The sequence below is a fragment of the Mesotoga sp. UBA5847 genome (genome assembly GCF_002432735.1).
GTDB lineage: Bacteria > Thermotogota > Thermotogae > Petrotogales > Kosmotogaceae > Mesotoga.
Genome location: NZ_DJGL01000069.1, coordinates 142102 through 167911, shown reverse-complemented (window position 1 = coordinate 167911; position 25810 = coordinate 142102). Strand labels below are relative to the sequence as shown.

Genomic DNA, 25810 nt, shown 5'->3' with positions numbered 1-25810 from the left:
TCAGTTGAAAAAGGTTACCCTTCTTACTCTTCTTATACCTGTTTTCGTGCTCTTCACGGGGTGTAACTCTCCGTTCATTACTAGAGATGATTTTCTTGCAAAGATGGATGCTATTGAAGGGAAGATTGACTCTATTGCTCTTAGTCAAAGGAAGATAGTTGAGCTTGAAGATGCTGTACAGGAGCTTGCCTTTCGCATAAACTTTGTTCAAGCAATAGAGCCCACCTATGCAGGCTATGATGAGCTTGAAGCGCTGAGAGCAGAACTTCAGATAATAAAGAATATGCTTGCTGAATCGGTTATAGACTCCGCCTCGTCTGCAGCAATCGTTAAGACGCTCTATGACAAGATCGACGGAGTATTGATCAGCTCGGTAGAAACCAACATAATGACGCGGGAGATCGACGATCTTAACAGAAAAGTCCAGGCCCTAGAATCTCTGAACTCTTCAAGATACACAGAGCTCGTCCAGAGAATCTCCGAAGTGGGTAGCTACGACAGCTCAATTGATGAGGCGAAATTCGAAGAGCTCCTCAGAAGAATAGAAGAGATAAAGAACACTGAAGTTGTTGTTGTTCAACAGGAGCCTGAGCGAGATGACGGGAAATACGAAGAACTCGTGCGAAAGATCGAGCAGCTTGCAGCAAGAACGGATACTTCAGCCATCGATAGCGCAAGATATGATTCGATTGCAAGGAGGCTTGCAGAACTTGAAGAGACTGTTGGATCGGCCGTTATAGATGCAGAGGTTTTCAACGAACTGGTATTGAGGATTGAGGAAATGGACTCCAGGACACGCGAGCTTGCGGTTAATCTGGAGGCTATTGAGCAACAGGAACAGCCTGAACAAAGGGATTATGTGACAATGACCACCTTTCTTGGAGAGATTTCCGATATTCGCAGCAGACTTGGCGCGGCAGCTTACGAGACCATAGAACCAATGTCTTACGTGTCATACATAGTCAAATCGGGCGACAGTCTGTGGAACATTGCACAGGCTTACGGTGTCACAGTAGATCAGCTGAAGGAAATGAATCCTCAGGTCAAGAACTGGGACCTAATATTCCGAGGGGATGAGATAAAGATACCTCTCTCACTGGATAATCTCATGGCTAAGGCATCAATCGCTACTCATTTCGGCTTGAATCTTGGGGTAGACTTTCTCGTTGATTCAATTGAATCGAACTTCGGAAGCTATGATTACGGCTATGCCAACCCGGGAATGGATCTGACCGTCCCGCCGAATTCCAGGATAACCGCCTTTCTTCCCGGTAAAGTTATTCTCTCGGAGCGTGTAAACGATCTTTACGGTGAGATGGTTGTTGTCGATCATGGGAACAACCTTAAGACTGTCTATGCACGCCTGGGAAGCCGAACGGTTATCAAGGGTGATTTTGTAAGGGTTGGAGACACCATTGGATTGGCATCAGATGCAAAGGGAAATCTCCACTTTGAATTCTGGAAGGCAGATGTCCCTGTGAATCCAGCCGATATAATCTTCGATAATGTGGGAACTTTTGAGGTTACAATGTACACTGAGTGGGATGATGCAAAGAATCCGACATCGCCTTCTTTCAAAATGACTGCAAGTGGGGATTTCGTGAAGGGATATCGAACGGTTGCCGCCGATCCCAGCGTAATTCCTCTTGGCTCGATTGTCTATATTCCGTTTTTCTCGTCCTCTCCAAACAAGGGATTCTTTGTTGTTGAGGACACCGGTAGTTCTATAAGGGGTAACAAGATCGATGTTTACACTCATGATTTCAATATCGCGTCGAGTTTCAAAGAAGATCTTCTGGTATATGTGGTGAAGCGCCCTTGAAAAGATCAATGATGCTCTTTCTTCTTTTCATCGTAATTCTTAAAGGTAATGTGCTCGGAACGATCACTTTCGGGCAAAGATATCCCCTTGGAGTTATGCCCTCGAGAATTGTTGAGGTCGAAAACAGCAGCGGAACGTACTACGTTACTCTTGTAAAAGGCGACTCTGAATTAGTTGTTTTCGACGCCAGTTTCAGGCCCATTACGATTTTCGATACTATGAGAAATGACGGAATTAATGATCTCATCTATAGAGATGGGAAACTGTACTGCTTTGGATTCTACAGCGGTAGGCTGGTTGTCGTGGATGCTTCTTTGCATCCGAGTAGATGGAAGAAGATTGATGAGATTCCAACATCGAGCAGACTGATTACGGGATCGTTCATTGATGGAAAAATCGGAATACTCACAAATGACTATGAGTTCCTAGTGCTTGATATTGCTAAGAGAGAGATAATCAAGAGGCACAAACTCCCGGTGATTGGACTCTCTGTGGCAGAGGATTCAGAGCATTTTTTCGTCTCGCTTTTTCACAATTACAATATGTTAACCCGGTCTCACGAAACCGAAAAGGGACTGCTGGTATTCGATGAATGGGGAAATCTGGTAAAGGAAGTGAATATCGGCAAGAGACCTTCATACATACATCTCGAAGGCGATAGGCTCTTTCTTATCTCCTACGTTGAGGAGAGTCTGAAGATACTTTCCAAAACTGATTTCAGCGAAATGCGCACAGTCTACCTTGGCAGGTACCCGAATTTTCCGATAGTCCATAATGGAAAGATATGGGTTGCTCTGACCGGTGAAGACCAGATAATGACTGTGGAACTTTCAAGTTACCGGACGGAGTATTATGACCTAATAGGTCGTGGCCCAATAAAAGTCTTTCATAACGGGGAAAGAATTTACGTTCTTGAGACCATTACTGGAACACTTGAGATTTTGGATAGCAGAGGAAATACGATAGAATATGTAGAGTTAGATGGCTATCCGGTAGATATTGTTTTCAACGGAAAGGAAATCGCTGTTTTGCTTCAGGAAGACTGGCAGACAGGAAAGAACACAGGAGCTCTGCTGGTTCTCAAAGCGCAATAAGTCGGAGGTTTGAATTGGGTTTTAAAAGATTCTGTGAATCGCTCTTTGCTTGTTGATCGTTCTGCTGGTTTCTTCTTCATGTCTGGTTCCCAGAGCTAGATTACTGAAGCAGATAGATCCTCAGGTTGTCACTGAGGGAGAAACTCTTGAATTATTGCTGGCCAGTTACATTTTGTCAGGGAACGCCGAAGATCTGAATTTCCAGGTTTTGGAAGGAGTTGGCGAGATCAAGGGAAGTTATTATCTTTACGCTCCCGGTTATGATGAAGCTGGAGAGTACTGGGTAAAACTACAAGCAAGTAACGGGAGTGATTCAGATTTCAGAAGGTTCAAGGTGACGGTTGTAGATAACAATAGAGCTCCTTCTATAGAAATCGGCGATCTTCAGATTTCAGTCGGCGAGGAAATGACCATAGACTTGAGTGAATAATCGACAGATCCAGACGGTGACTCTCTTACTTATGAGCTAGTAGGCCATTTTGGGCAGATAATTGGAACAGAACTGTTTTTCGACGCAAGAGAAATGCAAGTTGGAGTGTACCAGGTAGAAGTTCGGGTGTCGGACGGCAAAGGGGGCCAGGGGAGCTGCACTTTTCTGGTCACAGTGTTTGACTCGAATCAGCCTCCCAAAATAGTCATTCCTGATTTTACAATCAAAGAGAACGAGACCCTTTCTCTGGACCTTCTTGATTATGCATTTGATCCCGATGGGGATGGGATTACCTTCGCCTTAATCACCGGTGTGGGAATTATTGAAGGCATTCAATACGTCTTCGCTGCCGATTACGAGAGTTCAGGAACTTATGATGTTGAGATCGCTGTAAGCGATTCAGAAGGAGCGTCTTCTTCAGGAAGCTTCGAGATAACCGTAATTGATGTCAATAGACCACCTAGCACACCATTCGATCCTGTCCCCAAAATGGCCGAAACAAGTGTCCGGACAAACACTTCACTTAGCTGGTCATGCGAAGACCTTGATGGGGATCCTTTGTTGTACGATGTCTATCTCGGTAAGACTCCGAATCCTGTCCTTGTTGCTTCAGGAGTTTCCGGAGAGACTTATAAGCCGGTTCACCTTGAGGAGGGAACCCGCTACTACTGGAAGGTCGTTGCTTCAGACGGTGAAGACGATTCAGAGGGCCCTATATGGGAATTCACCACCGTAATCCCACCAGTGATTCTGGGAATTGTCTCCGACAAGGAGTTGATAGTTTCGCCCAAGGTTTCTATTAATGATCAAAACCTGAATATTCCATTGGATTATGTTGCTGAAAGGGATCAGACTCTAGTAGTTGAAATAGATGAACTTCAAGAGTTTGATTATAGAAAGCCTATCGGAGATGATGTTAGGGTCAGCTTTATCGAGTGGGACGACGGGGAGACTTCACCACATAGAGAAATCCTCATGGATCATTCTTTGAAATTAACTGCAAGATTTTCAGTGACCTATTACTTGAATATTGCGACATCTGCCCCAATATGGACAAGAAATACCTGGTGAAGGGTGGCATGATGAAGGGGCCACAGTTGTTGTTACCGCTCCGAAAATCGAGGGGTACACTTTCAGAGACTGGGATCTTAACGAGACTTATGGGATAGTGTGTGGGGAAGTAATCGTTGTCAAAATGGATTGTCCGGTGAATCTAGTAGCAAACTATACGCACGATTGCCCATAGGATCGATACTTCTAGGTCAGACTTAGGTATCTTTCATAAGTGTCCGGAGCAACTGTTGCGATTCTTCGAAAGCCCTTTTCGGCGAGTTTGAGAGCGCCGGCAACGTTGGCTCCGGACGATATTCCGACCATCAACCCCTCTTTTCTGTGAAGCCATTTCATCATAGAGAGAGCTTCTTCGTCCTCAACTGTTATTACTTCGTCCAGCACTGATAGGTCGAGGACATTCGGTCTGAAACCGGGGCCGATTCCTTGAATTTTGTGAGAGCCCGATCTCCCCTGTGAAATGAAAGGCGAACCTGCAGGTTCGATGCCAGCAATATGAATACGTTGAGCTTCCTTTTTGAGAAAGCGTCCAATCCCGGTCACTGTTCCTCCCGTTCCCATGCCGCAAATGAAAGCGTCAAGCTCTCGGTTGACCTGCCGAAAAATCTCAGGACCGGTAGTAGAGAAGTGAAAAAAGGGATTAGCCTCATTATTGAACTGATCAAGCATTATTGAACCGGGATTACTCCGGAGAAAGCTCTTGGCTTCGTCATATGAACCGGATATTCCTTTATCAGCGAGAGTTCTTATCACTTTTGCACCAAAGGCTTCCATAAGCTTAACTCTTTCAATACTTGCCGATTCGGGCATAAAGATAACCGACCCGTAACCTCTAGAAGCGGAAAGCATTGCGATGGCTATTCCCGTGTTGCCACTAGTTGGCTCCACTATGGTCATCCCGTTTTTGAGAGCGCCACTTCTCTCGGCTTCAAGAATCATTCCAAGCACCGTTCTATCCTTTATGCTTCCTCCGGGATTATTTTTCTCAATTTTAAGCATTATCGATGAAGCATCTCCGAGAGATCGAAGCCTAATGATCGGGGTGTTGCCTATTAAAGAATCAACAGTTTTCATTGTCGTGATCCCAGTCTTTCAGATATCCTATGGACTCTCCCCGGTATCCCGGTAACAAGAGAGTCTTGAGGGACGTGTTCAAGCACCACGCTGTTCGCTCCGACTTTAGAATTGTCTCCCACATATATCGGGCCAAGAATCTTCGCCCCCGCCCCAAGTACAACGTTTCGGCCAATATCCGGGTGACGCTTTCCCTTCATCACGTTCTTTGAGCCTAAAGTAACTCCGTGATATATCAGCGTTCCAGTTCCCACTGAAGCTGTCGAGCCTATAACAACGCCCACACCATGATCAATTACAACGCCGCCTTCTATTCGAGCTGAAGGGTGAATGTCCATTGAATAAAGTATCCTTGAAACGTAATGTAAGCCTCTGGCAAGGAACCCAAGCTTGTTTTTCCAGAAAAAAGTAGAAATCCTGTATAGCAAGAGGCCGTGAAAACCCGCAGAGAAGAGAATTATGTGCCATTTACCTGAAGCTGTCGGGTCCTTCTCAAGATAGGCGTCTATGTCCATAGAGATATCTATCATTGTTTGCTTTATGCGGTTCTTCCCTTTCACTGTATCACCCTCAATAGAAATTATTTATTTTAAGTATACCGTATTTATCGGCATTAGAGTTAACGCTTTGTGAAGCTAGTTCGTTTGTGAAACGCTGCAAATATCAACGAGAAGAAGATGGCAATCGCCATACCGGTTATTCCTGTAGCGTTGTACACTCTTACAATCCCAAATGTGCGAATGAGCACCCCGCCAAGTACGGAGCCAAGAAGATAGCTCAGTCCGGTAGTCGACATCCAGTAGATTGTGAGCGCCCTGGTGACTTTGCTGGCTTCAAATCTTGTGTGAATGTAATTCATGACAGAGTAATAGACTACGATGTAGTTTATGCCGTGAAGCATTTGAAGAAGTAGAAAGATGGGAAAAGAAGTCGCCATAGATGTCAAAAACCATCGAAGACCTGTTGCAAAGATTCCTATCACGAGAAGGCGCGTGTTACCCAGTCTCTCAACCAGATTTTCTGCGAAGAAAAGGAAGGGAACTTCCGAAAAAGCCATCAACGAAAACGCGAACCCTGCTGAGGAAACACTGAAGCCCCTTTCACTAGTTAAAACAGGCAGAAAAGTTGATCCGAAGGCTCCAATAGTAATTGATGCGACACCGGCCAGTACAAGCAGGTAAAACTGAAGTGGCAAAGATGATCGATCGGTCTCTTCATCTGTCCTTTTTAGCTTCCGGCCAGTCGGATAGGCTCTACTAACCAAGGCTACTGTAGAAAATGACACTGTGGCCATTATGAAGAAAAAGACAAATCCGTACTTCAATACGATTCCCGAGATAAGGGCGGTAATGGAATAGCCAACCGTTCCGAACAATCTCACGCGATCAAAGCGTTTGCCCTTGTTTCTCAAAGAAGGAACGACCACAGACTCAGCGATAGGTATTATGCTCACAACAAAGAATGAGAAGAAACACATTGCGATCAATGAAGTTTCAAAGGTTGGTGAGAAGAAAACTGCCCAGACAGAGACTGCCGAGACAATAGAGACCATTCCCATGACAGTTGGTCCGCCTGTCCTGCTTGATTGCCTGAACCAAAAAGGATTTGCAATAATTGAGAGGGTAGGAGTGACCGCCATCAGAATCCCGATCTCTATTGCTGAAAAGCCTTTGCCGTAAAAAAGCTGACTAAAGAGAGCGGTGATGCTGAGATTTGAATATATGAATACTTCGGTAAAGATCTCACGGATGCTGGAAGAGGTTCTAAAAAGAGAAACACGCACTGAATATCAAACCTCCTGGTGTAGAATTCTAGTGGGGGTGAATCTCTTGTCGAAAAAACATGCGCTGCTTTTGATGCTTATCATACCACTAGTGGCTCTTGGGAGCACTGGACTTCATGTGATTCTGTCACCATCACTGTCGATTAACAGCTTTCCTGCAGTCAGCAACAGCTACAAGCCAAGCCTTGAAGACCTCAATCGCTATTTGAGTGTTCCTGCAATCTTCTCGGGCGGCATGCAGATTTCCCTGGGGAAGTCAAGGCTGTATTTGAATATGGATCTGAGACAGGAGTTTTCCGATTACTTGATGGGCAACTGGTTCTCGAATCTCCCGCTGTCGACGACAAATTTCCTTCCTTCGGTAGACATGAATTTTCCCAGGCTCGGTTACTTCGAGAGAAGAGATGAGAATTCGCTGATCTCTTTGGGCAGGCGAAAACTGAGTCTTGGTGGTTCTACTTACAGTTTTGTTCTCTCAAATACTCTGCCGTATTTTGATCACCTGTGGATTGAGTTGAATGGAAAAGCCAAATCAGGGGAGTATCTTTATAATTTCTTTGTTATATCTTCCGACAGAACAGTTAGCGGGGGACCCAAGACACTCCTTGGTCACCGGTTCGGATATATGAACGACAATCTCAAGGTCACTTTTGGCGAAGAAAACCTCGTTTACGGTGTCTATCCTGATCTGCAGGATATTGGGCCATTTCTAATCTATCATCATACCTATCAGGATCATTCAAACGTAACTGCAACCATAGCGGCCGAGGTTAAGATTGACCGCGCTATTGCCTACGGTGAGTTTACACTTGATGATTTCAGACTTTCGACGGAGAGTCCTAATTCCAATCCCACGGCCTTTGGTTGGCTTGCAGGTTTTTCATGGAAAATATCTGATGGCTTGCCCTATTCCGGACTGAGATTCACTGAAGCGGAGAACGAAGTCAGAGATCAAACACTTCTGAATAGCGGCGGACTTAGAGTGCGGATGGAACACTACCACGCAACCACCTATCTCTACAATAGGGGTATAAGCATCGGCAAGTTCACTTATCAATACCGGTTCAATGTCTTGCATCTTGATTCTTGGCCAGTTATCACTGGTTTTTTTGGATTTCCTTTTGGACCTGACTCAACGTTGAGCCTTGTCGGCATCGGGTACGAGAGTCAGAATATATCTCTTAGCGTCAAGGCAGAGCTTCTCAGAACTGGCTCAGCCAATATCGATTCTCCTTATGAGCCACCTTTTGACCAGAACTGGTACGGTCCAAAGAAACCGATCAACAGATCTATGATTCTGTCTTTGGAGAGTTTCTTCGCTTACTGCCCAGATACAGCGCTCTTTGCTGGCGGTAAAGTAATTTTCGCCGATCACATTGATTTCTGGATTAACGTGGGTTTCATCAAAGGTTTTTCACTATTTTAGGGAGGTAATTCCGATGAAGAAGATTGTCTTGCTGTTTTTCTTGGTGTTGTCGGTGGCAATTCTTGCAAGCCAGGGTACGTTGATATTCAAGGGTACAGATCAATATGACTTATTTTTGGGCAGAAACTTGATTGAAGGAAAAACTCTCTTTACACCTAATACAGGGATTCCTGAGGGTTTTGCTTTAGTCCAGCTTAAGCAACCCGTTGTGAAGACTTCTCCAGGAACAGAAATCCACTTGAGAGTTACTCCTCAGTTCCTCATCCACAATTTCGAGCCTTTCAAGGAGAAGGGCTGGCTGAAATCCGTGGTTCCTCTTTACTTGAGATACCGTTATGATACTCTTAAGCCCTGGCTTGTACTGGGTTTTGAAAGTGAAGTATCCGACTATATCACAGGGTATATAAATCTAGATATTCCAAAAGACTATCGGAGTTACATTAGTCACGGTGATGATTTTGATTCTAAGCCCTACATGAATTTTCCAGTGGAGTTTTTTGAAGGAAAAATCGAGGCGCTAGATATGAGCTGGCCTACTTTCGGCTATGTATCCTACGCAAATGAAAGCTTCTACGCTTCTCTAGGTAGATATAAACTTACCTGGGGTCCGATGAGAAATGGACTTGCAATAAGCGATGCGTCATCTTATTACGATAATATCTCTTCTTCATATACTACTCCCCTCTGGAAAAACGGCCGGTTCACATATTCTTTTCTGGTCATTACCCCGACTTCTCTCCTGAACGATGAAGAATGGATAAAGCAGGGAAAGGTGTGGGATCTCAATCAAAGAAGACCATACACTGAAGGAGCGAAGACGATCATAGGGCATCGGTTCGATGTCCAGTTTGCAAGCTGGGGAAGGGTCGGGGTAGGCGAGATCAATGTTGTCGGTGGGAAGCACCCGGATTTGAACGACGCCAACCCATTCATCATCTTCCACAATACTTACGGTGAAGATTTCTCCAACGTCATGGCTTCGCTCGATTTTTCTCTAGCGCCGTTTAAGGGAATCGAGGTCTACGGAGAAATCGCCATCGATGACGTTTCGTTCGGTTCGACAGAAGCCGGAGCGCGGGGCAAACCAACGGCCCTGGCTTATGGTGGGGGTCTTAGATACGCGACGGATATAAAGGGAACGTTGCTTCTTGCCTCTGTGGAGCTCTATCATTCAGACACGTGGATGTACAATCGCTGGCAGCCGCTTCTCACATTTACAAACAGAATCTACACAAAGTCCGAACTTCCCGGAAGCAGGGATTTCACGGACTATCCGCTCGGCTTCAAATATGGCCCTGATCTGAACGGTTTTTCTCTTATGGCTAATGCGATAATGACGAACGGGCTTTCAATCTCCTTCGTTTATGATCATTTCAAACAGGGAGAGGTTACTCTTAAGACACCATACTTGAACATGGAAGAACCTGAAGACGACCCCGGTCAGTTTACGAATCCGGAAGATTGGAGTGGCCCCGTCGGTGAGACCGTAAATGCAAATATCATGACACTGAACATAATGATTCCTTACAGGGACTTCACTTTCGGAAGCGATTTCTCGATTTATTTCGGAGGTTATTTCAAGAAGAACGGTGGTTATGACAAACCGATTTTCGAAATAAGGCCTTATGTATCTTACGTTTTCTAGATGAAACTGTGTGCCCATGCGTTGACCGGTACTCAGAAGGGGCGACCAGCTAGCCGCCCCTTTTTTGTACTTGATCAAATAAAGCCAAAGACCAGGAACCCGATGATGAATCCAACTACTAAACCAACAATCAGTCCTTTTGTGAATTTGTCTGGTTTTCTTCCTGGAGTTGGGGATTCTCCTCTTTGACTTTCTTTGTACCAGTCTCTATCGTAGATTCCCAATTGTTTTCACCCCTTTCCTTGAGGACGAAGTCCATCCAGAATCTCTTGACGAATATCAGAATTGGAACGGCAAAAACCACTCCGAAGACACCTAGGAGTTCTCCAAATCCAATTATAGATACAAGAACTATGAACCAGTTGATCTTGACTATATTCGACAGGATTTTCGGAGAGAGAAACCAAATCTCTATCTGGTTTGCGAACACAAGCAGAACAATGGCTCCGACAACCCCCCAAAAACCCTTGCTGACGAAAGAAAGCACTATCATTGGAATGGATGTAAGTACTACTCCCAAATACGGGATGAAATTTGTTATTCCGGCGAGCAATCCGAGGAATATTGCGTTTGGGACTCCGATTATTGCAGATCCGATACCAATAATGGTCCCTACAAAAAGCGCAATGATCAGCTGGCCACCTATGTAGGTCTGAAAATCCTTGTAAAGTGAGTCAAAAAAACTGCCAACCTTATTCTGGTCGCAACCGGGAAAAAGTATTGGCGCGACTTTTTGAATCAAACCGGTTCTGCGAGCAATAACAAATCCCGCTATGATAAGCAGCACAACTCCGGTAATCCATGAAGTTATGTTTGATGCAACGTACTGTCCGATCGTGATCGCTGCATCACTCAGCCACTGAGACGCACTTTCAACGATATCGACTGTAATTTCGGTAACAAAAGGAGGAAGCTTCTCTAACCACTTGTCAAACGCTCCGTCATTGAACAATGAACCTAACTCGGTAGATAGGCTGCTCACTCCTCTTATGGTTATTGGAATAGCCCTGTATATTAGGAAGACCATGAATGTAAGAAGGGCAATACCTGTGATGATCTTGAGAGCTCCTTTAGGGATCTTTCTGCTGACGAACCGTGCCGGTGTATTGATTATTAGCGAGAATATAAATGCCAGGCCTAAGACTCGAGAAGTCATAGGAAAGAGAAAAAGAGTCATGAAGATTGCTATGAAATACCCAAGAACCCAGAATTTTGTTGTCTTCATATTGGCCCTCCGCCGGAGAATAATGGCAAATCTGTTGTATACTCATTATGTATATTTTGGAACTGAGGTGTCCTATGAGAAGAGTATATATTATAGTGATCGTGTTTTTTTTAATTTCTGTGATGTCATTTGGATCAACTCACTCTTCAAGAATACTGTCTCCCGGATCGGTGAAGGCTATGCTGGGTTTCAAAGATGTGGGATTGAGGATCGGCATACTTCCCTTTCTAGAGGCCGGTTGGTTCATCGATGAGGGTTCATACTTCACTCTTGGCTACGATGGCAACTTTCATGTCGCGTCCCGCGTCTCATTTTCTTCACTGGAGGAAGCGAGGGTGGTTGCAGAGTTAGGATATGACTTCAATGTTGTGTATCTGGAAGTTAGCGGCCTGTATGAGTATTCTGCGCCTGACGCATCCTTCCTTGGTGGGCAACTGAAAACAGAAGTATTCTTTGACAACTATTTGAGTACTGTCAGTGCCACTCTGGGAAGATTTCAGAAGGTAGCCGGCGAGACTGAAAAGAAAAGCTACACCTCTGTGGGGTTCTCAGCGAGGAGAAGACTGGATATTGACAAGAAGTTTTACTTTGTAAATATTGAAAGTATTGAACTGGTCGGCACACTGAAGTGGGAAATCAAAGACGATCTCGCCTCTTTCAACCCTTTTCCTGCTTACAGTTTCGTGGGGATACAGCTGAATCTAGGATTTCTTAACTGAGAAGCGAAGTCTTTTCCTGCTCCTTGACAGGAATGGCAATATATGTATCTGCTCCTGTGATGAATAATCCTCATACCGACAAGTTCATGAAAGGAGTTTTGCTATCTCATCTACTTCTTTTTCGTCGGACATCTCTCCATCGACGGACATCTCCATGACCTTACCCGCCATGTAGGTTAAGAGGCGATGGGATACCTTGGAAGCTCTCCTCATGGACATAGAAGCTCCTAGAGCCCTCTCGACTCTATCGTAGAAGTCGGCTCTTGCGTTGATTAGAATCTCTCTTACCCTTTTGTTCTTCATTCCATGAAGCCAAAGATAAACAAGAGAAACCATTATGTCAGATCTTTCGGAATAAAGCTTCAGCACCTCGGCATAGAGATCCCTGGCAATCTCAACGGGTTGCTTAGCTTGATCGATTAGTGGTTCGAGTCTTGGAAGTACGTAGTTGTTCAGAATGTGCCTGGATAGATCTATGAGCATTCCCTCTTTGGAGCGATGGTGATAGTGAATCGCAGCAAGATTGACTTCTGCGATGCTTGAAACCTTTCGGGTACTCAGTCCTTCAATTGTTTCCTCGGCGATCACCTGTATAGCTGCTTCCATAATTCTCTCTCTCGTTTCTTGTCCACGCACTGTCGTCACCCCTTTCAATCATTCGTATAACACATATTATATCACATTGTGTTAGAAAGTGAACGGCAAAGCCGGGAAATACCCGGCTTCTTTTTATGGAATAATCCTTGTGCCCGACTTTCCCCTAAGTGCCAGGTCGACCTTCTCCAGAGAGGTTATTATTGCTTCCTTTCCCGTTCTTGAAGCAAATTCAATTGCTGATTCTATTTTCGGAAGCATGCTTCCCTTTGCGAAGTGACCGGCATCGATCAACATTTTACCTTCTTCGACAGTAACTACCTTCAGTTCTCTTTGGTCTTTCTTTCCAAAGTTGATGTATGCGTGGTCGACACCGGTAAGAATTACTAAGGCATCGGCATCAATCAGTTTCGCAAGCAGTGCGGACGCTCTATCTTTATCGATGACCGCCTCTACACCTTTTATCATTCCCCTCTCATCTCTAGCAACCGGAATTCCTCCACCGCCTGCCGCAACAACAATTGTCCCATCGTTGATCATCTCTCGTATCGGTTCAATCTCCAGCACATCAAGTGGTATCGGAGAGGGAACTACACGACGAAAACCCCTACCCGCATCTTCTTTCACAGTCCAGCCTTTGGTTCTTTCAAGTTCCTTAGCGGTCTTCTCATCATAGAACGGTCCGACCGGCTTTGAAGGGTGCAGGAATCCCTCGTCTTCCTTATCTACTACGATTTGAGTCAGAACGCACGCAATGTCTCTTCTTTTGCCTCGCTTCAGAAGCTCATTGTTCAGAGTCTGAGTAATCAAGTAGCCAATAGATCCCTGAGTCATTGCATCGTTTACATCGATTGGAAAAGGAGGGAATACGTCTTTTGACATATCCTGTTGAACCAACAAGTTGCCCACCTGCGGGCCGTTTCCGTGTGTGATTATCAGTTCATAACCTTCCTCTACAAGATCTGCGAGATAAGAGGTAGTTGAGAGGAGGTTCTTCTCCATAATTTCTGCAGTTGGTTTTTCATTTGGTTTATTTAGAGCATTGCCACCTATTGCAACAACGATTCTCTTCATTTTTCCCCCTATAGCAGTGTGGCTATCATTACTGCCTTAATTGTGTGCTTTCTGTTCTCGGCTTCTTCAAAGACTCTTGATGCGGGACTCTCAAAGACATCTTCAGTCACTTCGTTTCCTTTGACTGCGGGGAGGCAGTGAAGGAAGATCGTCTCCGCCTTTCCAGTTTTTCTCATCATCTCGGCATTTACCTGATAGGGCTTCAAAAGGGCTATTCTTTCCTGCAGCTTTGCTTCTTCTCCCATAGATGCCCAAACATCGGTGTAAACCGCATCGGCATCCATCAGTGCCTTCTCCACGTCTTCAGTAACCTCAACTTTAGCTCCAGACTCTTTCGCAATCTCCCTGCACTTATCAACTATCGCCGGGTCTGTGTGAAGACTCTTCGGGCCGCATGCAACGAAATGCAAACCCATCTTCGCAGAACCTATCATAAGAGAGTTGGCCATGTTGTTCCTGGAATCGCCAACGAAGACAAGCTTTCGACCCTTAAGGCTGCCCAGGCTCTCCTCGATCGTCATGAAATCGGCGAGAATCTGAGTTGGATGGTACAGGTCAGTAAGACCGTTGTAGACAGGGACCCCTGACCACTGGGCAAGCACATCAACTGTCTCCTGTTTGAAGCCTCTGAATGCTATCGCATCAAACATTCTTCCCAGGACTCGTGCGGTATCCTTAAGGTCTTCTTTCACTCCCAGATGAATGTCGTCTTTCGAAAGAAAGACAGCATGCCCACCTTCTTCTCCGAAGGAAGTCTCGAATGCAGTTCTTGTTCGTGTGGAGCGCTTTTCAAAGACAATTGCCAGAGTCTTCCCTGCAAATCTGACGGTTGGTGTTCCAGCTCTCTTCTCGACCTTAACCTGTCTGGCTACATCCAGAAGATAACGAATCTCGTCGCTTGTGAAATCAAGTAGCGTCAAAAAGCTTCTCCCTTTTAAGTTTACGCCCATCTTAACCCTCCTTGTTTTGGTTATCTCTAATATAATACATATATAAGTGCCGGCTTTCAATTGCGTTTATTGGCGCGAGGAAACGTAGGCTAAACCATATCACAACAATGCGGTGTTATGCTTTTGTATGCTAAGGTATGTTACCCTAATTCGGAGGTGCCCGGTGTTCAAGGAGAAGTTGGAAAGTTCAGTAAAAAATGCAATTAGGGAGTTCGCCATTGAAGACGAGACGATTGACTTCAAGATCGAGATGCCTCCTGAGGGATTTGGGGATTTATCGACAAATGTTGCTTTCATGCTCTCAAAGACTCTCAAGAAAAGTCCGAGAGAAATTGCCGCGTTGATTTCGGAGAGTCTCAGCAAGGAGCTAGATTACAGCAGAGTTGAGGTAGCTGGTTCGGGGTTCATAAATGTTGATTTCTCTTCGAAATATGTTTCATCGGTCTTGGAGAACATTCTTCAAACTCCGGATTTCTGGAAAAAGACGGGCGAAACAAGCATTCAACTCGAATTCGCAAGTGCAAATCCAACCGGTCCCTTCACTGTTGGCCATGGTCGTCAGGCAGTATTCGGAGATGTTCTATACAGGGTCTTCTTTTCGAGAGGTTACAGGGTTCAAAGGGAAATGTACATCAACGATGCAGGTAGACAGATAGGGCTTCTCGGGCGCTCTCTTTGGGTAAGGTATAATCAACTCCTCGGTCTGGAAGAGGAGCTTCCTGAAGATGGCTACCAGGGAGGGTACCTAATTGACATTGCGCGAGATCTTGCAGGAGAAGTAGGTGAGCGCTTTAAAGGTGTCTGGAATGACGACTCTGAGAGTTACTTCAAGAAGTACGCTCTTGGGAAGATGCTTGAAGATATTCTTGGAACCTTGAGGACATTGAGAGTGGAATTTGACAACGTGTTTTTTGAGAGTTCGCTAATTGAAGACGGAACTGTGAAATCAGTCATTGAGATACTAGATCGAAAGGGGCTTACATATGAATCAGAAGGTGCAAAGTGGCTCAGAGTCTCGAGTTTTGTTGAAGATGACGATAAGGTTCTAGTCAGATCTAACGGGACAAACACGTACTTCATGACCGATATTGCATACCACTACAATAAGCATCAAAGGAATTTCGAGAAAGTTTTCGACATTTGGGGAGCGGATCACATGGGTCACATACCTAGAATGAAGGCCGCAATGAAAGCTCTCGGAATTGAAGACGATTTCCTCAATGTGATAATTCACCAGTATGTGAACCTGAAGAGAGAGGGCGAAGTTGTCAAGATGTCAACTAGAAGAGGTGAATTCACGACACTCGATGAACTTGTAGAAGCGGTCGGTGTCGATTCGACGAGGTATTTCTTTGCGATGTTTGATCCCGACACTCATATGCTGTTCGATATTGACCTGGCAAGACAGAAGTCCAATGACAACCCGGTATTCTATGTCCAGTACGCAAATGCAAGAATAAGCAACGTCTTCAGGACTGCACAGGAGAAGAGCGTAGCTGTCTCAGGCGATTCTCTAGAATTGCTTGACAGTCAGGATGACAGAAGAATTATAAAACTGCTGACCATCTTCCCTGAAATACTTGATTCAGTAGTTACCGATTACAGGACGAATCGCCTGACTTCCTATCTAGAGGATATATCAAGAGCTTTTCACGCATACTACAACAAAAACATAATTGTCGATCCCGCGAATCCGGCTTTGTCGGGGGCTCGATTAGCTTTGTGCAAGGCGCTTCAGAATATTCTCAAAGGCGGGCTGGAGCTTCTTGGCGTTGAGGCTCCCGACAGCATGTGATGGAAGAACTGAGGATCGAAAAGCTTATCACAGGTGGGTTCTCACTTGCCAGGACAAAAGACGGGAAGGTTGCCCTGCTTGATGCCGGTTATCCCGGAGAAGCTGTGCTTGCTAGCAGAAAGAAGGGAAAGAGCGATTTTCGCCTGATGAAAGTTGAGAAGATCATAACCCCTTCAAATTCAAGAAGAGAGAGACTCTGTAGAAGCTTTCCGATATGTGGGGGTTGTGATTGGCAGACTCTGGAATACCCGGAGCAGCTCTTATGGAAGAAGAAGATCATTGCGGAGCAGTTCGGCAGAGTTGGCAAGATCGATCTAGACGAGTTCGATATAGTCGCTTCACCAAAGGAGATCAATTACAGACTGAAAATGGAGTATGTTTGTTTTCAGGGGAAAAACGGACTCTCTCTTGGGCTTTACAGAAGAAAAAGCAAGTCACCGGTTAGCTGTCAAGGATGCGTATTGGGTCTTGAAGGTTTTGAAAAGGTTAGGGCCTTTATGGAAGGCATTTTGAGAAGAACCTCAGTCAGACCCTATAACCAGGCGAACGGCAAAGGCGAACTCAAGCACCTAATTCTCAGGGGTAATGGAAGCGAGATAATGGCAATACTGGTTACGAAGGGTGAGCATCTCCCTGATGAGAGCAGGTTGGTTCATGAGGTGAAGAATACACTTGGAGAGGTAACTACTCTTGTACATCTCATGAACGCAAATGACAGGGTTGTTATGCGTGGGGTTTCGAGAACGCTTTTTGGGGAAGGTCTCCTAGAACAGGGGCTTTTTGGAAAGAGATTCGAGGTTCCTCCTGCTGCATTCTTTCAGAATAATCTCCAAATAACAGAGTCGATTATTAGGCACATATCTTGCGAACTTGGGTCATCTCAAGGCGATTCACTTCTTGATCTATACAGCGGGATAGGAACCTTCTCCATCACTATTGGCAGCCAGATGAAGAACGTCACATCCGTAGAATCAAATCCAATTTCAGTAAAGGCTCTCAAAGCTAATTCGAACATCAATGGAATGTTCGGCGCTGACCTGATTATGAGCGATACCATTGAATACTTGAAGTCGATCGAGACCCACTTCTCGACGATAATCCTTGATCCTCCTAGGTCCGGAGTCGGCGATGATATTGTGTTGCTCCAAAAGGTTAATCCTTCTACGATATTCTATGTTTCCTGTGATCCGGCTACTCTTGCGAGAGATGTTTCCAGGTTAGTAGAAGCAGGATTCAAAATCTCTTCGATAAAGGCCTTTGACATGTTTCCTCAAACGTGGCATGTGGAGACTGTTGTCCGTCTCGAGAAAGGCTAGCGGCTTGAGGACCTGGTCTTCTTGCAGTTGATAGCCGAAAGAGGAGACTTTTGAGGAAAAGAAAGACGAGTATACTTGCAGAGATTCTCACCGCCCTGAAAATGAGGCACACAAAAAAACAACCATCTAGTTCAATTGGATATGCTTACGAGAATCAAGGTTGGTAGATTTCGAAAAAGAGCATCGCATCTCCAACTCACATTTCGGTACTCGATAGATTTGCCAATCGGATACTCGTTTCTTAGGGTACAATTATCGTTCCGTTCACCTATAATAGGCTGAGAGGTTCTCTGCTTGAAAGGAGATAAGAGATGAGTAAAAGGAGTGGGGGTTCTTCGAGCAGGAGTAGTGGTGGATCATCATCCAGCAGTAGAAGCAGTGGTGGAAGAAGCGGTGGCTCACTTAGCAGTAGTCGGAGTGGAGGTTCCACAAGAAGCAGTTCCAGTAGTAGCTCAGGAGGAAGCACTCCCAGCAGGACAAGCAACAAGAAGCCATCAATAGGGCTCGGCGGTTCTTCTGGAAAAAGGATATCTGCGTTTCCTTTCAGGGTTCCAACTTCAGGTGTAAGAAGACCTGTTTCAACTAGTTCAGGGTCTAGTGCGGCAGCCGGTTGCGCGGGGTGCGGGGGTTGTAGCGGTATCGGATTCGGGGTAATCATAGTCGCAGTTGTGTTAGTCATCCTTGTTTCTTCAGGTGCCTTCTCTTCGTGCGGAAGGACAAACACAAATGTGGAAATAACGAGATCGACTATTGCAAGAGAGCCTCTTCCAAAGGGCTCAGTAAATGAAACTCCATACTATACCGATGAGCTTGGCTGGATAAACAACCAAACGACCCTTCTTGATGAAATGAGGTATTTTTATCAGAAGACCGGAGTTCAACCCTATCTCTTCATTACAGATACGGTAAATGGATCGCACTTCCCCAGGGTTGAGGACCTAGCTGCTTTTGCTGAGAGCCTTTACGATGATCTTTTCACAGATGAGGCTCATTGTCTTCTAGTGTTTTTTGAATATGGTGATGCGTATATGGATCGGTATGTGTGCGGAAGTCAGGCCAAAACTGTAATCGACGATGAGGCTGCGGACATTCTGCTCGATTATATAGACAAGTACTATTACTACGAAGGACTTTCAGATGAGGAATTCTTCAGTAAAGCCTTTAGAGATGCGGCAGATCGAATAATGACTGTCACAAGGTCGCCATGGATTCCGGTGTTCATTATTATAGGAATAATTGCGCTCATCGCGTTGCTGCTTTTCTGGTGGAGCAACGTGAAGAAACAGAAGAATATCGAAGCGAAGCGAACTCAAGAGATTTTGAATACTCCTCTTGAGACATTTGGCGATAAGGAAGTCGATGATTTGGCCAAGAAGTATCAGGAAGATAAAGAAAGTTAGTGTTAGAACATCAGAAACAATAGCACGAGCCATAATGGCTTAATTACAGGAGGACAAAATGGAAATTCTCGACAGGTTCAACGACATCATTAAGTCAAATGTTAATGCTCTTCTCGACAAAATGGAGAATCCTTCGAAGATGATCGATCAGTATCTTCGAGAACTGACAGAAGATCTCTCGGAAGTGAAGCGAGGAACGGCTGGTGTAATTGCAGAAGAGACTAGAACAAAGCGCTTGGTTGACGAGAACATGGGAGAAGTCGCGAAATACTCGGATTTTGCTAAGAGAGCTTTACTAGCGAAAAACGATGAGGATGCCAAAGTCTTCATTGCCAAGAAGCAGGAACTGGAGAATGTCGGGGCGGGCCTGATGACTGCATATGCGTCGGCCCATGAAAACGCCGTGAAAATGCGGCAGCTTCACGACAAGCTGGTTTCGGATATCGAGTCTCTAAAATCGAAGCGAGCGATGATAAAGACGAAAGTAGCAGTAGCTAAGACACAGAAGAAGATCAATGAAGTCAGTTCTGCCGCAGGGAAAACCAAGGGCGTAGTGGACGCTGTGGGAAGAATGGAAGAAAAGGCTCAGAAGATGCTGGATGAAGCAAATGCCATGTCAGAACTCAATACTGAACCTATAGACAAAGCAAAATCACTCGAAGAAAAATACGCCGCCAAGAGTTCGTTCGCGGTTGATGAAGAGCTTGAACAGATGAAGAAGGAATTGGGACTTTAAAGTTTTGGCCTCTGTGCAAGGGATATGGCGGCGGCGAGAGTGTGTCATTTCTCTGAAGGTGTGGAGAAACTACTGGAGCTAACTAAGATTAGATTCATCAGTTGCTTGCATACGATGGTTCTGTTGTTCTCGTCTTTCATGAAGTGCTAGATGAGAGATGCAGCTCATGAATCTGCGCGATGAATAATGTTTTGAGAATCAGAGGCATAGAATATCCCGGGGCCGAACCCGGGACTTTTTTCAGAGTAAAGTCTGTGAGTGAAGCTTTCTTGATAAGAGACTGATGTATGAATTCTCACGGGGTGTCCCGAAGTGACTGAGCTGATTCCCACTCTTCCGGCAGTTTGGCGAGACGTTTCCCCCGTACTGGTGGAGGGTTACTTCTAGGTGTATATCTGGAATAGGAGGATGTGTACTTCTAGCCGCCGCCCTTCATAGAAGTTTGTTCTCAAGAATATGGTACAGTAAACCTGAGGTTTCTATGATTGAGATTCCAGAGGTTGTGGTACTGGCAGATCAGATCAATGAGAGCATGGCTGGTAAGAGAATCAAAGGTATTAAGATCCCGCAAGTCCTGGCAGGTTCTCTTTCTACCTTGGCGACCCCAACGATTACGATACTCTAATGCGCGATTCATACATCTGCGGGGGTAGGGCAATCGGTGGAATGGTTGAAATCATGGCTGACGACAAGCGGATTGTATTCTCCGATGGAGCCATTCCCAGGCTGTTTGATCGAAATGAAGAACCGAATCGGAAGTCACAACTAACAATTGAGTTCAGTGATGGTTCATTCTTGTGCGTAGGCATTCAGTTATACGGCGGACTGTGGTGTTTCAGCCAAGGAGGCTTTGACAACATCTACTATTCAGTTGCACAGGAAAAACCTTCTCCCCTGCACAGTGATTTCGATGAGAGCTACTATTTGAGACTCTTCGAGACTGAGAAGTCCGAGAAGCTCAGTCTAAAGGCATTTTTGGCAACCGAACAGCGAATACCGGGTCTTGGTAACGGCACTTTGCAGGATATCTTATGGACTGCGGAGCTTCATCCAAAGGCAAAGGTGGATTCGCTTTCTTCCGACGATAGGCAAAGGCTATTAAACTCAATAAAGAACGTGCTCAAGAACATGGCCGACAACGGTGGTAGGGAAACTGAAAGAGACCTGTTTGGAAAAGCTGGCGAATACACTATGAAAATCGGAAGAACTACCTATGATGGGCCCTGCCCTAGATGCGGCAGAAACATTGAGAGACAAGATTATTTGGGGGCAAGATCTACTTCTGTCCTAAATGTCAAAGGATATAACGCGTATACCTCTCGTTGGCTAGAGAGATAACTCCTTTCAGTACACGGTTTGCATAGAATTCTCAAATCATGAGCTATACTTATAACGAAAGTAGTAAAGGCGAGGAGGGTTTCAGTTGAGAGATTTTTCTGAGATGATTTCTTTGGCTAAAGCAAGGGGGCCACGAAAGGTAGTTCTTGTTGGTTCTGACGACCGCGAGGCCATCAGGGCTCTTAAACTTGCATCCGATGAAGGAATAGCGAAGCCTTTTCTGGTTGGAGAAAAAGAAAAGACTAGAGCTATTCTCAGTGAAGAGGGACTCTATGGTGAAGTAATCAATGCGTCAACTCCCGAAGAAGCCTGCGAGAAGGGTATTAGACTTGTGAGGTCAGGAGACGCCGACATTGTTATGAAAGGCCTTGTCAAGACATCGACACTGCTCAAGGCTGTTCTTAACAAGGATTGGGGTCTGAGATCGGGGAAAGTTCTGAGCCATGTTGCGGCTCTAGATGTTCCGGTACTTGATAGGGTGGTTTTTGTTACTGATGGCGGTATGGTGATCCGACCAGATTTGGCGACAAAAGTATCGATAATTGAGAACGCGGTCGCCTTTCTGAAGTCCATCGGGTACGAAAGACCAAGAGTGGCATTGGTTGCTGCTGTAGAAGTTGTAAATGAAGATATGCCGGAAACGCTTGATGCTGCGGTTATCTCGAAGATGTCTCAAAGAGGACAGCTCACCGGGTGCGATGTGGATGGACCTCTAGGAATGGATAACGCACTATCGATTATAGCAGCAGAGATTAAGAGGATATCTGGTCCAGTTGCAGGAAAGGCAGATCTGCTTGTTGTTCCGGATATCGTAAGCGGAAACATCTTGGGAAAATCGGCAGTATACCTTGCAGGCGGAACAATTGCGGGGCTGATTCTCGGAGCTGCGGCGCCCATCGTCATTGTTTCCAGAGCCGACTCCGCTCCTTCAAAACTTGCTTCGATAGCTTTGGCCAGTTATTCCATACTTTCTAGTAACAAAGATGACTGAGTCTACTTCTGGCAAGTCGGAAAGCATGAATGACTTAGGTCGCTGATCGGGCGAGAAAGAAGAATCTCGGCTGTTTAACCGTGCTGAAGAGATGAATTCACTTTGAAAGGGAGCGCCTCGAAGAACCGCTTTCCGCTGCACTCAAAGGACACAGCAAAAGATTCAGGTATGCTCTTCCGATCTCTTCACACCGATCTCAAAACGCTATTGAGACTTTTGAGGAGCGTTATCGTCCGCAGATAGCGACTCAAGAAATCTGTAAACAATGTCGTCTGGAATCTCTATGCCCAGCTCCAGATTCTTTTTGTGCTCTCCATGGTAGTCGCTGCCTCCCGATGCAAGCAACCCCAGATCTTCGGAAATCTGAAGAAGCTCGTTTCTTGTCTCTAGATCGTACACCTTGTAGAAAACCTCGATCCCTCTCAATCCGTAGAACATCATTCTCTTAATCATCTCCACTGTATCCTCTCGATTAAGCATCATGGAAATAGGATGAGCAAGGACCGGAATCCCCTTTGCCGAAAGGATAAGTTCAATCGCTGACTTTATTGACAGCCTCTCCTTCTCAACATAGGCAATTCCGTATTTGCCAATGAATCTTTCAAAGGCATCTTCATTTGATTCTGCGTAACCCTTCTTGACAATCAGGCTTGCAATGTGAGGCCTTCCAAGACTCTCGCCCGGAAACGAGCTTTCCAGCTCTTCATCAGTTATATCGATTCCAAGTGAACGCAACTTATAGAGAATCCTTGTATTTCTTAGGTTCCTCTTTAGTCGTATCTGTTCAAGATGTTTTTCGATTGAGTCTTCTGTAGAAACCATTCCGTAACCCAATATATCCAGAGTCTCGTGAAAATCACAACCAATCTCCACTCCTTTTACGTAAGCAATACCCATCTTCGAAGAAAGCTCTGCAGCATCTTTCTGACCGGAAAGCGTGTCGTGATCTGTGATAGAAAGAACAGATATAGCTTTTTCATGAGCCTTCTCAACTACTATCGTAACCGGGTCAGTTCCGTCCGAATGATCGGAATGACAGTGAAAATCAACTACCATTTGTCTACCGCCTTTTCTTGCAATGATGATATTATTCTACTAGAGGTGATCATAATAGAATACTACCTCGGCGAAGGGACGATTTTGAAGAAGCGCTACAGAGTGATCGAGCCATTGGGGAGGGGCGGGTTCGGGCTGACCTATTTGTGCTCGGATTTTCACATGGGAACTAAAGTGGCCGTGAAGGAGTTCTTTCCAAGAGGTGTTGAAAGAGAAAACAACAATGTAAAGCCAGTAGACAGTGATCTGAAGGATGTATATTATGAGAAACTTTCTTCTTTCTCAGAGGAGTTCACTATTCTGTCCAAAATCGAAGATGACAGGGTTGTGAAGGTTCTTGATCTTTTCACAGAAAACAACACCGCCTACTACGTTATGGAGTTCGTAAGCGGAAAGACCTTGAGAGATGCAGTGAGAGCAGATGGGGCAATGGAGGATTCGAGGGCTTATGAAGTAATCGATGAGATTCTGAAGGGAGTCGCATCTATTCACAATAGAGGCTATATTCACAGTGATCTAAAACCAACAAACGTGATGATGACGGACTACGGTAAAATCAAGGTGATGGATTTTGGTGCGGCCTGTCTGAAGGATGTCTACCTTATCAACTCTCTCTCGAAAGTGGTCTCCCTGAGTTATGCCTGTCCTGAGAAGTTCTTTTCGTCCTCGCGTCCCAGTTCTTCATGGGATGTCTATTCTGTAGGAGGGATTCTATACTTCCTTCTTTGTGGAAGAGATCCAGTTCCTTCGACAGATAGAATGAAAGGAATTCCGCTTGTATTTGATGAGTTCACAAGAAAAGCGAGGCGCATTCTAGACAAATCGATGTCTCTGGTTGCAGAGAAGAGATACTCAGACGCAAACGATTTCAGAAGAGCCTTGAAATCAAGGTTTCTTGGGTTTTAGCTTATCTTCTCGCGATGAGGTCGTAGATTTCCACCATCTCGCTCTTTAGATCTGTGAAGACGGATATTTCTTCTAGAAGCTTATGAAACATCCCTTCAACTCTTGACTGAGCACTTTCAATCGATTCAAATGAAAGAATGGTCAGTTTGTCTTGGATTCCGTCTTTTCCCGGAGTCTTTCCGAGTTCTCGCTCTGTGGAGGTTACGTCTTTTATGTCGTCCAAAAACTGAAATAGCTTACCGAATTTTAAGCCTAATCGATGCATCTCATTGAGCCTCTGTTCGCTCTCTACCACAAATGGAGCCGCGAAGCAGAAGCCGAAAAGGGCGCCGGTCTTTGCGGCATGAATTCTCTCCATCTGTTCTCTGGATCTTTCTTGGGGAAACACATCTTCAAATTCGCCTTCAACAACTTTCAGCGAAGTCTCATGCCATAGTTTGATCAAAGTCTGTTTGAAATCACAGTCGAGGTTCAGAGAAGAGAGGAGTCTTTGAGGTAACAACATAAGATAGTCCCCGGCAAGTATGGCTTTGCACTCGCCGAACTTCACATGACTAGAAGGCTGACCACGCCTAATACTGTCGTTGTCTATTTCAGGTAAGTCGTCGTGGATGAGGCTTCCGCTGTGGAAGAGTTCGACAGCCATGCCGGCTGTCATGGAGTTTTCATCTCCAAAAGCCGTAACCTTTGAGAGCTCCCAGATAAGATATGCTCTAAGTCTCTTTCCCCCTGATAGGGGAGTGTAAGAAACGACCTCTTTCAAGGGTCCGGCGACCGGCAACCCATCTAGAAACTGTTCAAGTCTTCGATTGAAGAATGGTATGAACTCAGCTAGTCTCATTATCCTGGTCTCTTCTGAAGTGTTTTTTCAGTTCTTCGATGTCAAGGTTCTCAACGAATTTCTTGAAGCTATCATTGTCTTCTTCTTGACCCTGGTGAAGAGCATCGGCCTGAAGACTGCTCAAATCAATAGAGCTTTCCATGAAAACGGCATCTTCCACGAATATCGGAAAGCCTTTCTTCACTGCAAGCACCAAACAGTCTGAAGGACGCGCATCAATAACATGCAGCTGACCGTTTCTGTCCTGTAAGTGCAAGGAAGCGTAGTATATGTTGTCTTTCACCTGGCCGATAACCGCCTTTTTGAAAGTCCCGCCAAGCTGTAAGACTGTATTCAAGAACAGATCATACGTCAACGGTCTGGGAAAGTCCTTTCCACTCACTGCAAGGGCAAGGGCCTCCGCTTCAAACGGACCTATCCATATTCCAAAGCCTTTGTTTGTCTTTTCGACTTCTAGTATGACTACCGGAGAATTGCTCTGATCAAGAGCCAGACCCCTAAGTCTTACCTGTAACATAAAACCC

Annotated in this window: 25 protein-coding genes; 15 read left to right on the top strand and 10 right to left on the bottom strand. The window is 45.2% G+C overall.

The window, feature by feature from the left end:
• The first annotated feature begins 4 nt into the window (after window positions 1-4).
• The 4 genes from B3K91_RS07925 to B3K91_RS07910 all read left to right on the top strand — a co-directional run bounded on the left by B3K91_RS07925 (window position 5) and on the right by B3K91_RS07910 (window position 4417).
• Window positions 5-1822, top strand: a complete 1818-nt coding sequence (locus B3K91_RS07925) for a peptidoglycan DD-metalloendopeptidase family protein (RefSeq protein WP_292588288.1) — start codon at window positions 5-7, stop codon at window positions 1820-1822.
• Window positions 1819-2916 (top strand): hypothetical protein, encoded by a 1098-nt coding sequence (locus B3K91_RS07920; protein WP_292593117.1) that lies wholly within the window; start codon window positions 1819-1821, stop codon window positions 2914-2916. Before B3K91_RS07925 ends, B3K91_RS07920 begins: the two co-directional genes overlap by 4 nt.
• Before the next feature lie 49 nt (window positions 2917-2965).
• Window positions 2966-3346, top strand: coding sequence for a hypothetical protein (locus tag B3K91_RS07915; protein ID WP_292594537.1), 381 nt, complete (start codon window positions 2966-2968; stop codon window positions 3344-3346).
• 126 nt (window positions 3347-3472) lie between these two features.
• Window positions 3473-4417, top strand: coding sequence for an Ig-like domain-containing protein (locus B3K91_RS07910; protein WP_292594534.1), 945 nt, complete (start codon window positions 3473-3475; stop codon window positions 4415-4417).
• Between the two features lie 186 nt (window positions 4418-4603).
• Here B3K91_RS07910 and cysK read toward each other — a convergent pair whose 3' ends face one another.
• From cysK to B3K91_RS07895, 3 genes are all read right to left on the bottom strand, one after another.
• Window positions 4604-5491: a cysteine synthase A gene (gene cysK, locus B3K91_RS07905; RefSeq protein ID WP_292593122.1), complete on the bottom strand. Its 888-nt coding sequence runs from the start codon at window positions 5489-5491 to the stop codon at window positions 4604-4606.
• Window positions 5488-6021: a serine O-acetyltransferase EpsC gene (gene epsC / locus B3K91_RS07900; protein WP_214060725.1), complete on the bottom strand. Its 534-nt coding sequence runs from the start codon at window positions 6019-6021 to the stop codon at window positions 5488-5490. The genes cysK and epsC overlap by 4 nt, the downstream gene beginning before the upstream one ends.
• 89 nt (window positions 6022-6110) lie before the next feature.
• Window positions 6111-7274, bottom strand: a complete 1164-nt coding sequence (locus B3K91_RS07895; protein WP_292593126.1) for an MFS transporter — start codon at window positions 7272-7274, stop codon at window positions 6111-6113.
• A 46-nt stretch (window positions 7275-7320) separates the two neighbouring features.
• Here B3K91_RS07895 and B3K91_RS07890 point away from each other — a divergent pair, with 46 nt between their 5' ends.
• Together B3K91_RS07890 and B3K91_RS07885 are read left to right on the top strand one after the other, a co-directional pair.
• Window positions 7321-8700 (top strand): hypothetical protein, encoded by a 1380-nt coding sequence (locus tag B3K91_RS07890; RefSeq protein ID WP_292594531.1) that lies wholly within the window; start codon window positions 7321-7323, stop codon window positions 8698-8700.
• A 13-nt stretch (window positions 8701-8713) separates the two neighbouring features.
• Entirely contained in the window at window positions 8714-10345 is a 1632-nt protein-coding gene (locus B3K91_RS07885) for a capsule assembly Wzi family protein (RefSeq protein ID WP_292593130.1), read from the top strand.
• A 130-nt stretch (window positions 10346-10475) separates the two neighbouring features.
• Here the strand turns inward: B3K91_RS07885 and B3K91_RS07880 are convergent, their stop codons facing one another.
• A complete protein-coding gene (locus B3K91_RS07880; protein WP_292593132.1) occupies window positions 10476-11570 on the bottom strand; it encodes an AI-2E family transporter in 1095 nt (364 codons plus the stop codon).
• 74 nt (window positions 11571-11644) lie between these two features.
• On the opposite strand from B3K91_RS07880, the gene B3K91_RS07875 reads away from it, so the two are divergent.
• Window positions 11645-12289, top strand: a complete 645-nt coding sequence (locus tag B3K91_RS07875) for a hypothetical protein (protein WP_292593134.1) — start codon at window positions 11645-11647, stop codon at window positions 12287-12289.
• Window positions 12290-12373: 84 nt separating this feature from the next.
• Here the strand turns inward: B3K91_RS07875 and B3K91_RS07870 are convergent, their stop codons facing one another.
• The 3 genes from B3K91_RS07870 to argF form a co-directional block, all read right to left on the bottom strand.
• A complete protein-coding gene (locus B3K91_RS07870; protein WP_099829074.1) occupies window positions 12374-12925 on the bottom strand; it encodes a TetR/AcrR family transcriptional regulator in 552 nt (183 codons plus the stop codon).
• 93 nt (window positions 12926-13018) lie between these two features.
• Window positions 13019-13957 carry a carbamate kinase gene (gene arcC / locus B3K91_RS07865; protein WP_214061357.1) on the bottom strand — a complete coding sequence of 313 codons (939 nt, stop codon included), beginning with the start codon at window positions 13955-13957 and terminating at the stop codon, window positions 13019-13021.
• A gap of 8 nt (window positions 13958-13965) precedes the next feature.
• Entirely contained in the window at window positions 13966-14907 is a 942-nt protein-coding gene (gene argF / locus B3K91_RS07860) for an ornithine carbamoyltransferase (RefSeq protein WP_292594528.1), read from the bottom strand.
• Window positions 14908-15070: 163 nt separating this feature from the next.
• On the opposite strand from argF, the gene argS reads away from it, so the two are divergent.
• The 7 genes from argS (at window position 15071) to B3K91_RS07825 (ending at window position 22483) form a co-directional block, all read left to right on the top strand.
• Complete coding sequence (argS, locus tag B3K91_RS07855; protein ID WP_214061359.1) at window positions 15071-16702, top strand: arginine--tRNA ligase; 1632 nt, start codon at window positions 15071-15073, stop codon at window positions 16700-16702.
• On the top strand, window positions 16702-18018 hold the full coding sequence (gene rlmD, locus B3K91_RS07850) for a 23S rRNA (uracil(1939)-C(5))-methyltransferase RlmD (protein WP_292594560.1): 1317 nt from the start codon (window positions 16702-16704) through the stop codon (window positions 18016-18018). The genes argS and rlmD overlap by 1 nt, the downstream gene beginning before the upstream one ends.
• A gap of 311 nt (window positions 18019-18329) precedes the next feature.
• Entirely contained in the window at window positions 18330-19418 is a 1089-nt protein-coding gene (locus B3K91_RS07845) for a hypothetical protein (protein WP_292594526.1), read from the top strand.
• Window positions 19419-19476: 58 nt separating this feature from the next.
• Window positions 19477-20154 carry a PspA/IM30 family protein gene (locus B3K91_RS07840; protein ID WP_292594523.1) on the top strand — a complete coding sequence of 226 codons (678 nt, stop codon included), beginning with the start codon at window positions 19477-19479 and terminating at the stop codon, window positions 20152-20154.
• A 481-nt stretch (window positions 20155-20635) separates the two neighbouring features.
• Window positions 20636-20779, top strand: coding sequence for a hypothetical protein (locus B3K91_RS07835; protein WP_292588316.1), 144 nt, complete (start codon window positions 20636-20638; stop codon window positions 20777-20779).
• Complete coding sequence (locus tag B3K91_RS07830; RefSeq protein ID WP_214060473.1) at window positions 20779-21492, top strand: hypothetical protein; 714 nt, start codon at window positions 20779-20781, stop codon at window positions 21490-21492. The genes B3K91_RS07835 and B3K91_RS07830 overlap by 1 nt, the downstream gene beginning before the upstream one ends.
• Window positions 21493-21577: 85 nt before the next feature.
• Window positions 21578-22483: a bifunctional enoyl-CoA hydratase/phosphate acetyltransferase gene (locus B3K91_RS07825; protein WP_292588318.1), complete on the top strand. Its 906-nt coding sequence runs from the start codon at window positions 21578-21580 to the stop codon at window positions 22481-22483.
• A 204-nt stretch (window positions 22484-22687) separates the two neighbouring features.
• Here B3K91_RS07825 and B3K91_RS07820 read toward each other — a convergent pair whose 3' ends face one another.
• A complete protein-coding gene (locus tag B3K91_RS07820) occupies window positions 22688-23539 on the bottom strand; it encodes a PHP domain-containing protein (protein WP_292588319.1) in 852 nt (283 codons plus the stop codon).
• A gap of 84 nt (window positions 23540-23623) precedes the next feature.
• On the opposite strand from B3K91_RS07820, the gene B3K91_RS07815 reads away from it, so the two are divergent.
• On the top strand, window positions 23624-24445 hold the full coding sequence (locus B3K91_RS07815) for a serine/threonine protein kinase (RefSeq protein ID WP_292594519.1): 822 nt from the start codon (window positions 23624-23626) through the stop codon (window positions 24443-24445).
• A gap of 1 nt (window position 24446) precedes the next feature.
• Here the strand turns inward: B3K91_RS07815 and B3K91_RS07810 are convergent, their stop codons facing one another.
• Window positions 24447-25286, bottom strand: coding sequence for a polyprenyl synthetase family protein (locus tag B3K91_RS07810; protein WP_292588323.1), 840 nt, complete (start codon window positions 25284-25286; stop codon window positions 24447-24449).
• Window positions 25273-25803 (bottom strand): bifunctional nuclease family protein, encoded by a 531-nt coding sequence (locus B3K91_RS07805; protein WP_214061547.1) that lies wholly within the window; start codon window positions 25801-25803, stop codon window positions 25273-25275. The genes B3K91_RS07810 and B3K91_RS07805 overlap by 14 nt, the downstream gene beginning before the upstream one ends.
• Window positions 25804-25810 lie beyond the last annotated feature (7 nt).

Bases quoted from the DNA above. Each gene is read 5' to 3' on its own strand.
- cysK (WP_292593122.1), bottom strand. From the start codon at position 5,491: ATGAAAACTGTTGATTCTTTAATAGGCAACACCCCGATCATTAGGCTT.
- epsC (WP_214060725.1), bottom strand. From the start codon at position 6,021: ATGATAGATATCTCTATGGACATAGACGCCTATCTTGAGAAGGACCCG.
- B3K91_RS07885 (WP_292593130.1), top strand. From the start codon at position 8,714: ATGAAGAAGATTGTCTTGCTGTTTTTCTTGGTGTTGTCGGTGGCAATT.
- B3K91_RS07880 (WP_292593132.1), bottom strand. From the start codon at position 11,570: ATGAAGACAACAAAATTCTGGGTTCTTGGGTATTTCATAGCAATCTTC.
- B3K91_RS07875 (WP_292593134.1), top strand. From the start codon at position 11,645: ATGAGAAGAGTATATATTATAGTGATCGTGTTTTTTTTAATTTCTGTG.
- arcC (WP_214061357.1), bottom strand. From the start codon at position 13,957: ATGAAGAGAATCGTTGTTGCAATAGGTGGCAATGCTCTAAATAAACCA.
- argF (WP_292594528.1), bottom strand. From the start codon at position 14,907: ATGGGCGTAAACTTAAAAGGGAGAAGCTTTTTGACGCTACTTGATTTC.
- rlmD (WP_292594560.1), top strand. From the start codon at position 16,702: ATGGAAGAACTGAGGATCGAAAAGCTTATCACAGGTGGGTTCTCACTT.
- B3K91_RS07845 (WP_292594526.1), top strand. From the start codon at position 18,330: ATGAGTAAAAGGAGTGGGGGTTCTTCGAGCAGGAGTAGTGGTGGATCA.
- B3K91_RS07840 (WP_292594523.1), top strand. From the start codon at position 19,477: ATGGAAATTCTCGACAGGTTCAACGACATCATTAAGTCAAATGTTAAT.
- B3K91_RS07835 (WP_292588316.1), top strand. From the start codon at position 20,636: ATGATTGAGATTCCAGAGGTTGTGGTACTGGCAGATCAGATCAATGAG.
- B3K91_RS07830 (WP_214060473.1), top strand. From the start codon at position 20,779: ATGCGCGATTCATACATCTGCGGGGGTAGGGCAATCGGTGGAATGGTT.
- B3K91_RS07820 (WP_292588319.1), bottom strand. From the start codon at position 23,539: ATGGTAGTTGATTTTCACTGTCATTCCGATCATTCGGACGGAACTGAC.
- B3K91_RS07810 (WP_292588323.1), bottom strand. From the start codon at position 25,286: ATGAGACTAGCTGAGTTCATACCATTCTTCAATCGAAGACTTGAACAG.
- B3K91_RS07805 (WP_214061547.1), bottom strand. From the start codon at position 25,803: ATGTTACAGGTAAGACTTAGGGGTCTGGCTCTTGATCAGAGCAATTCT.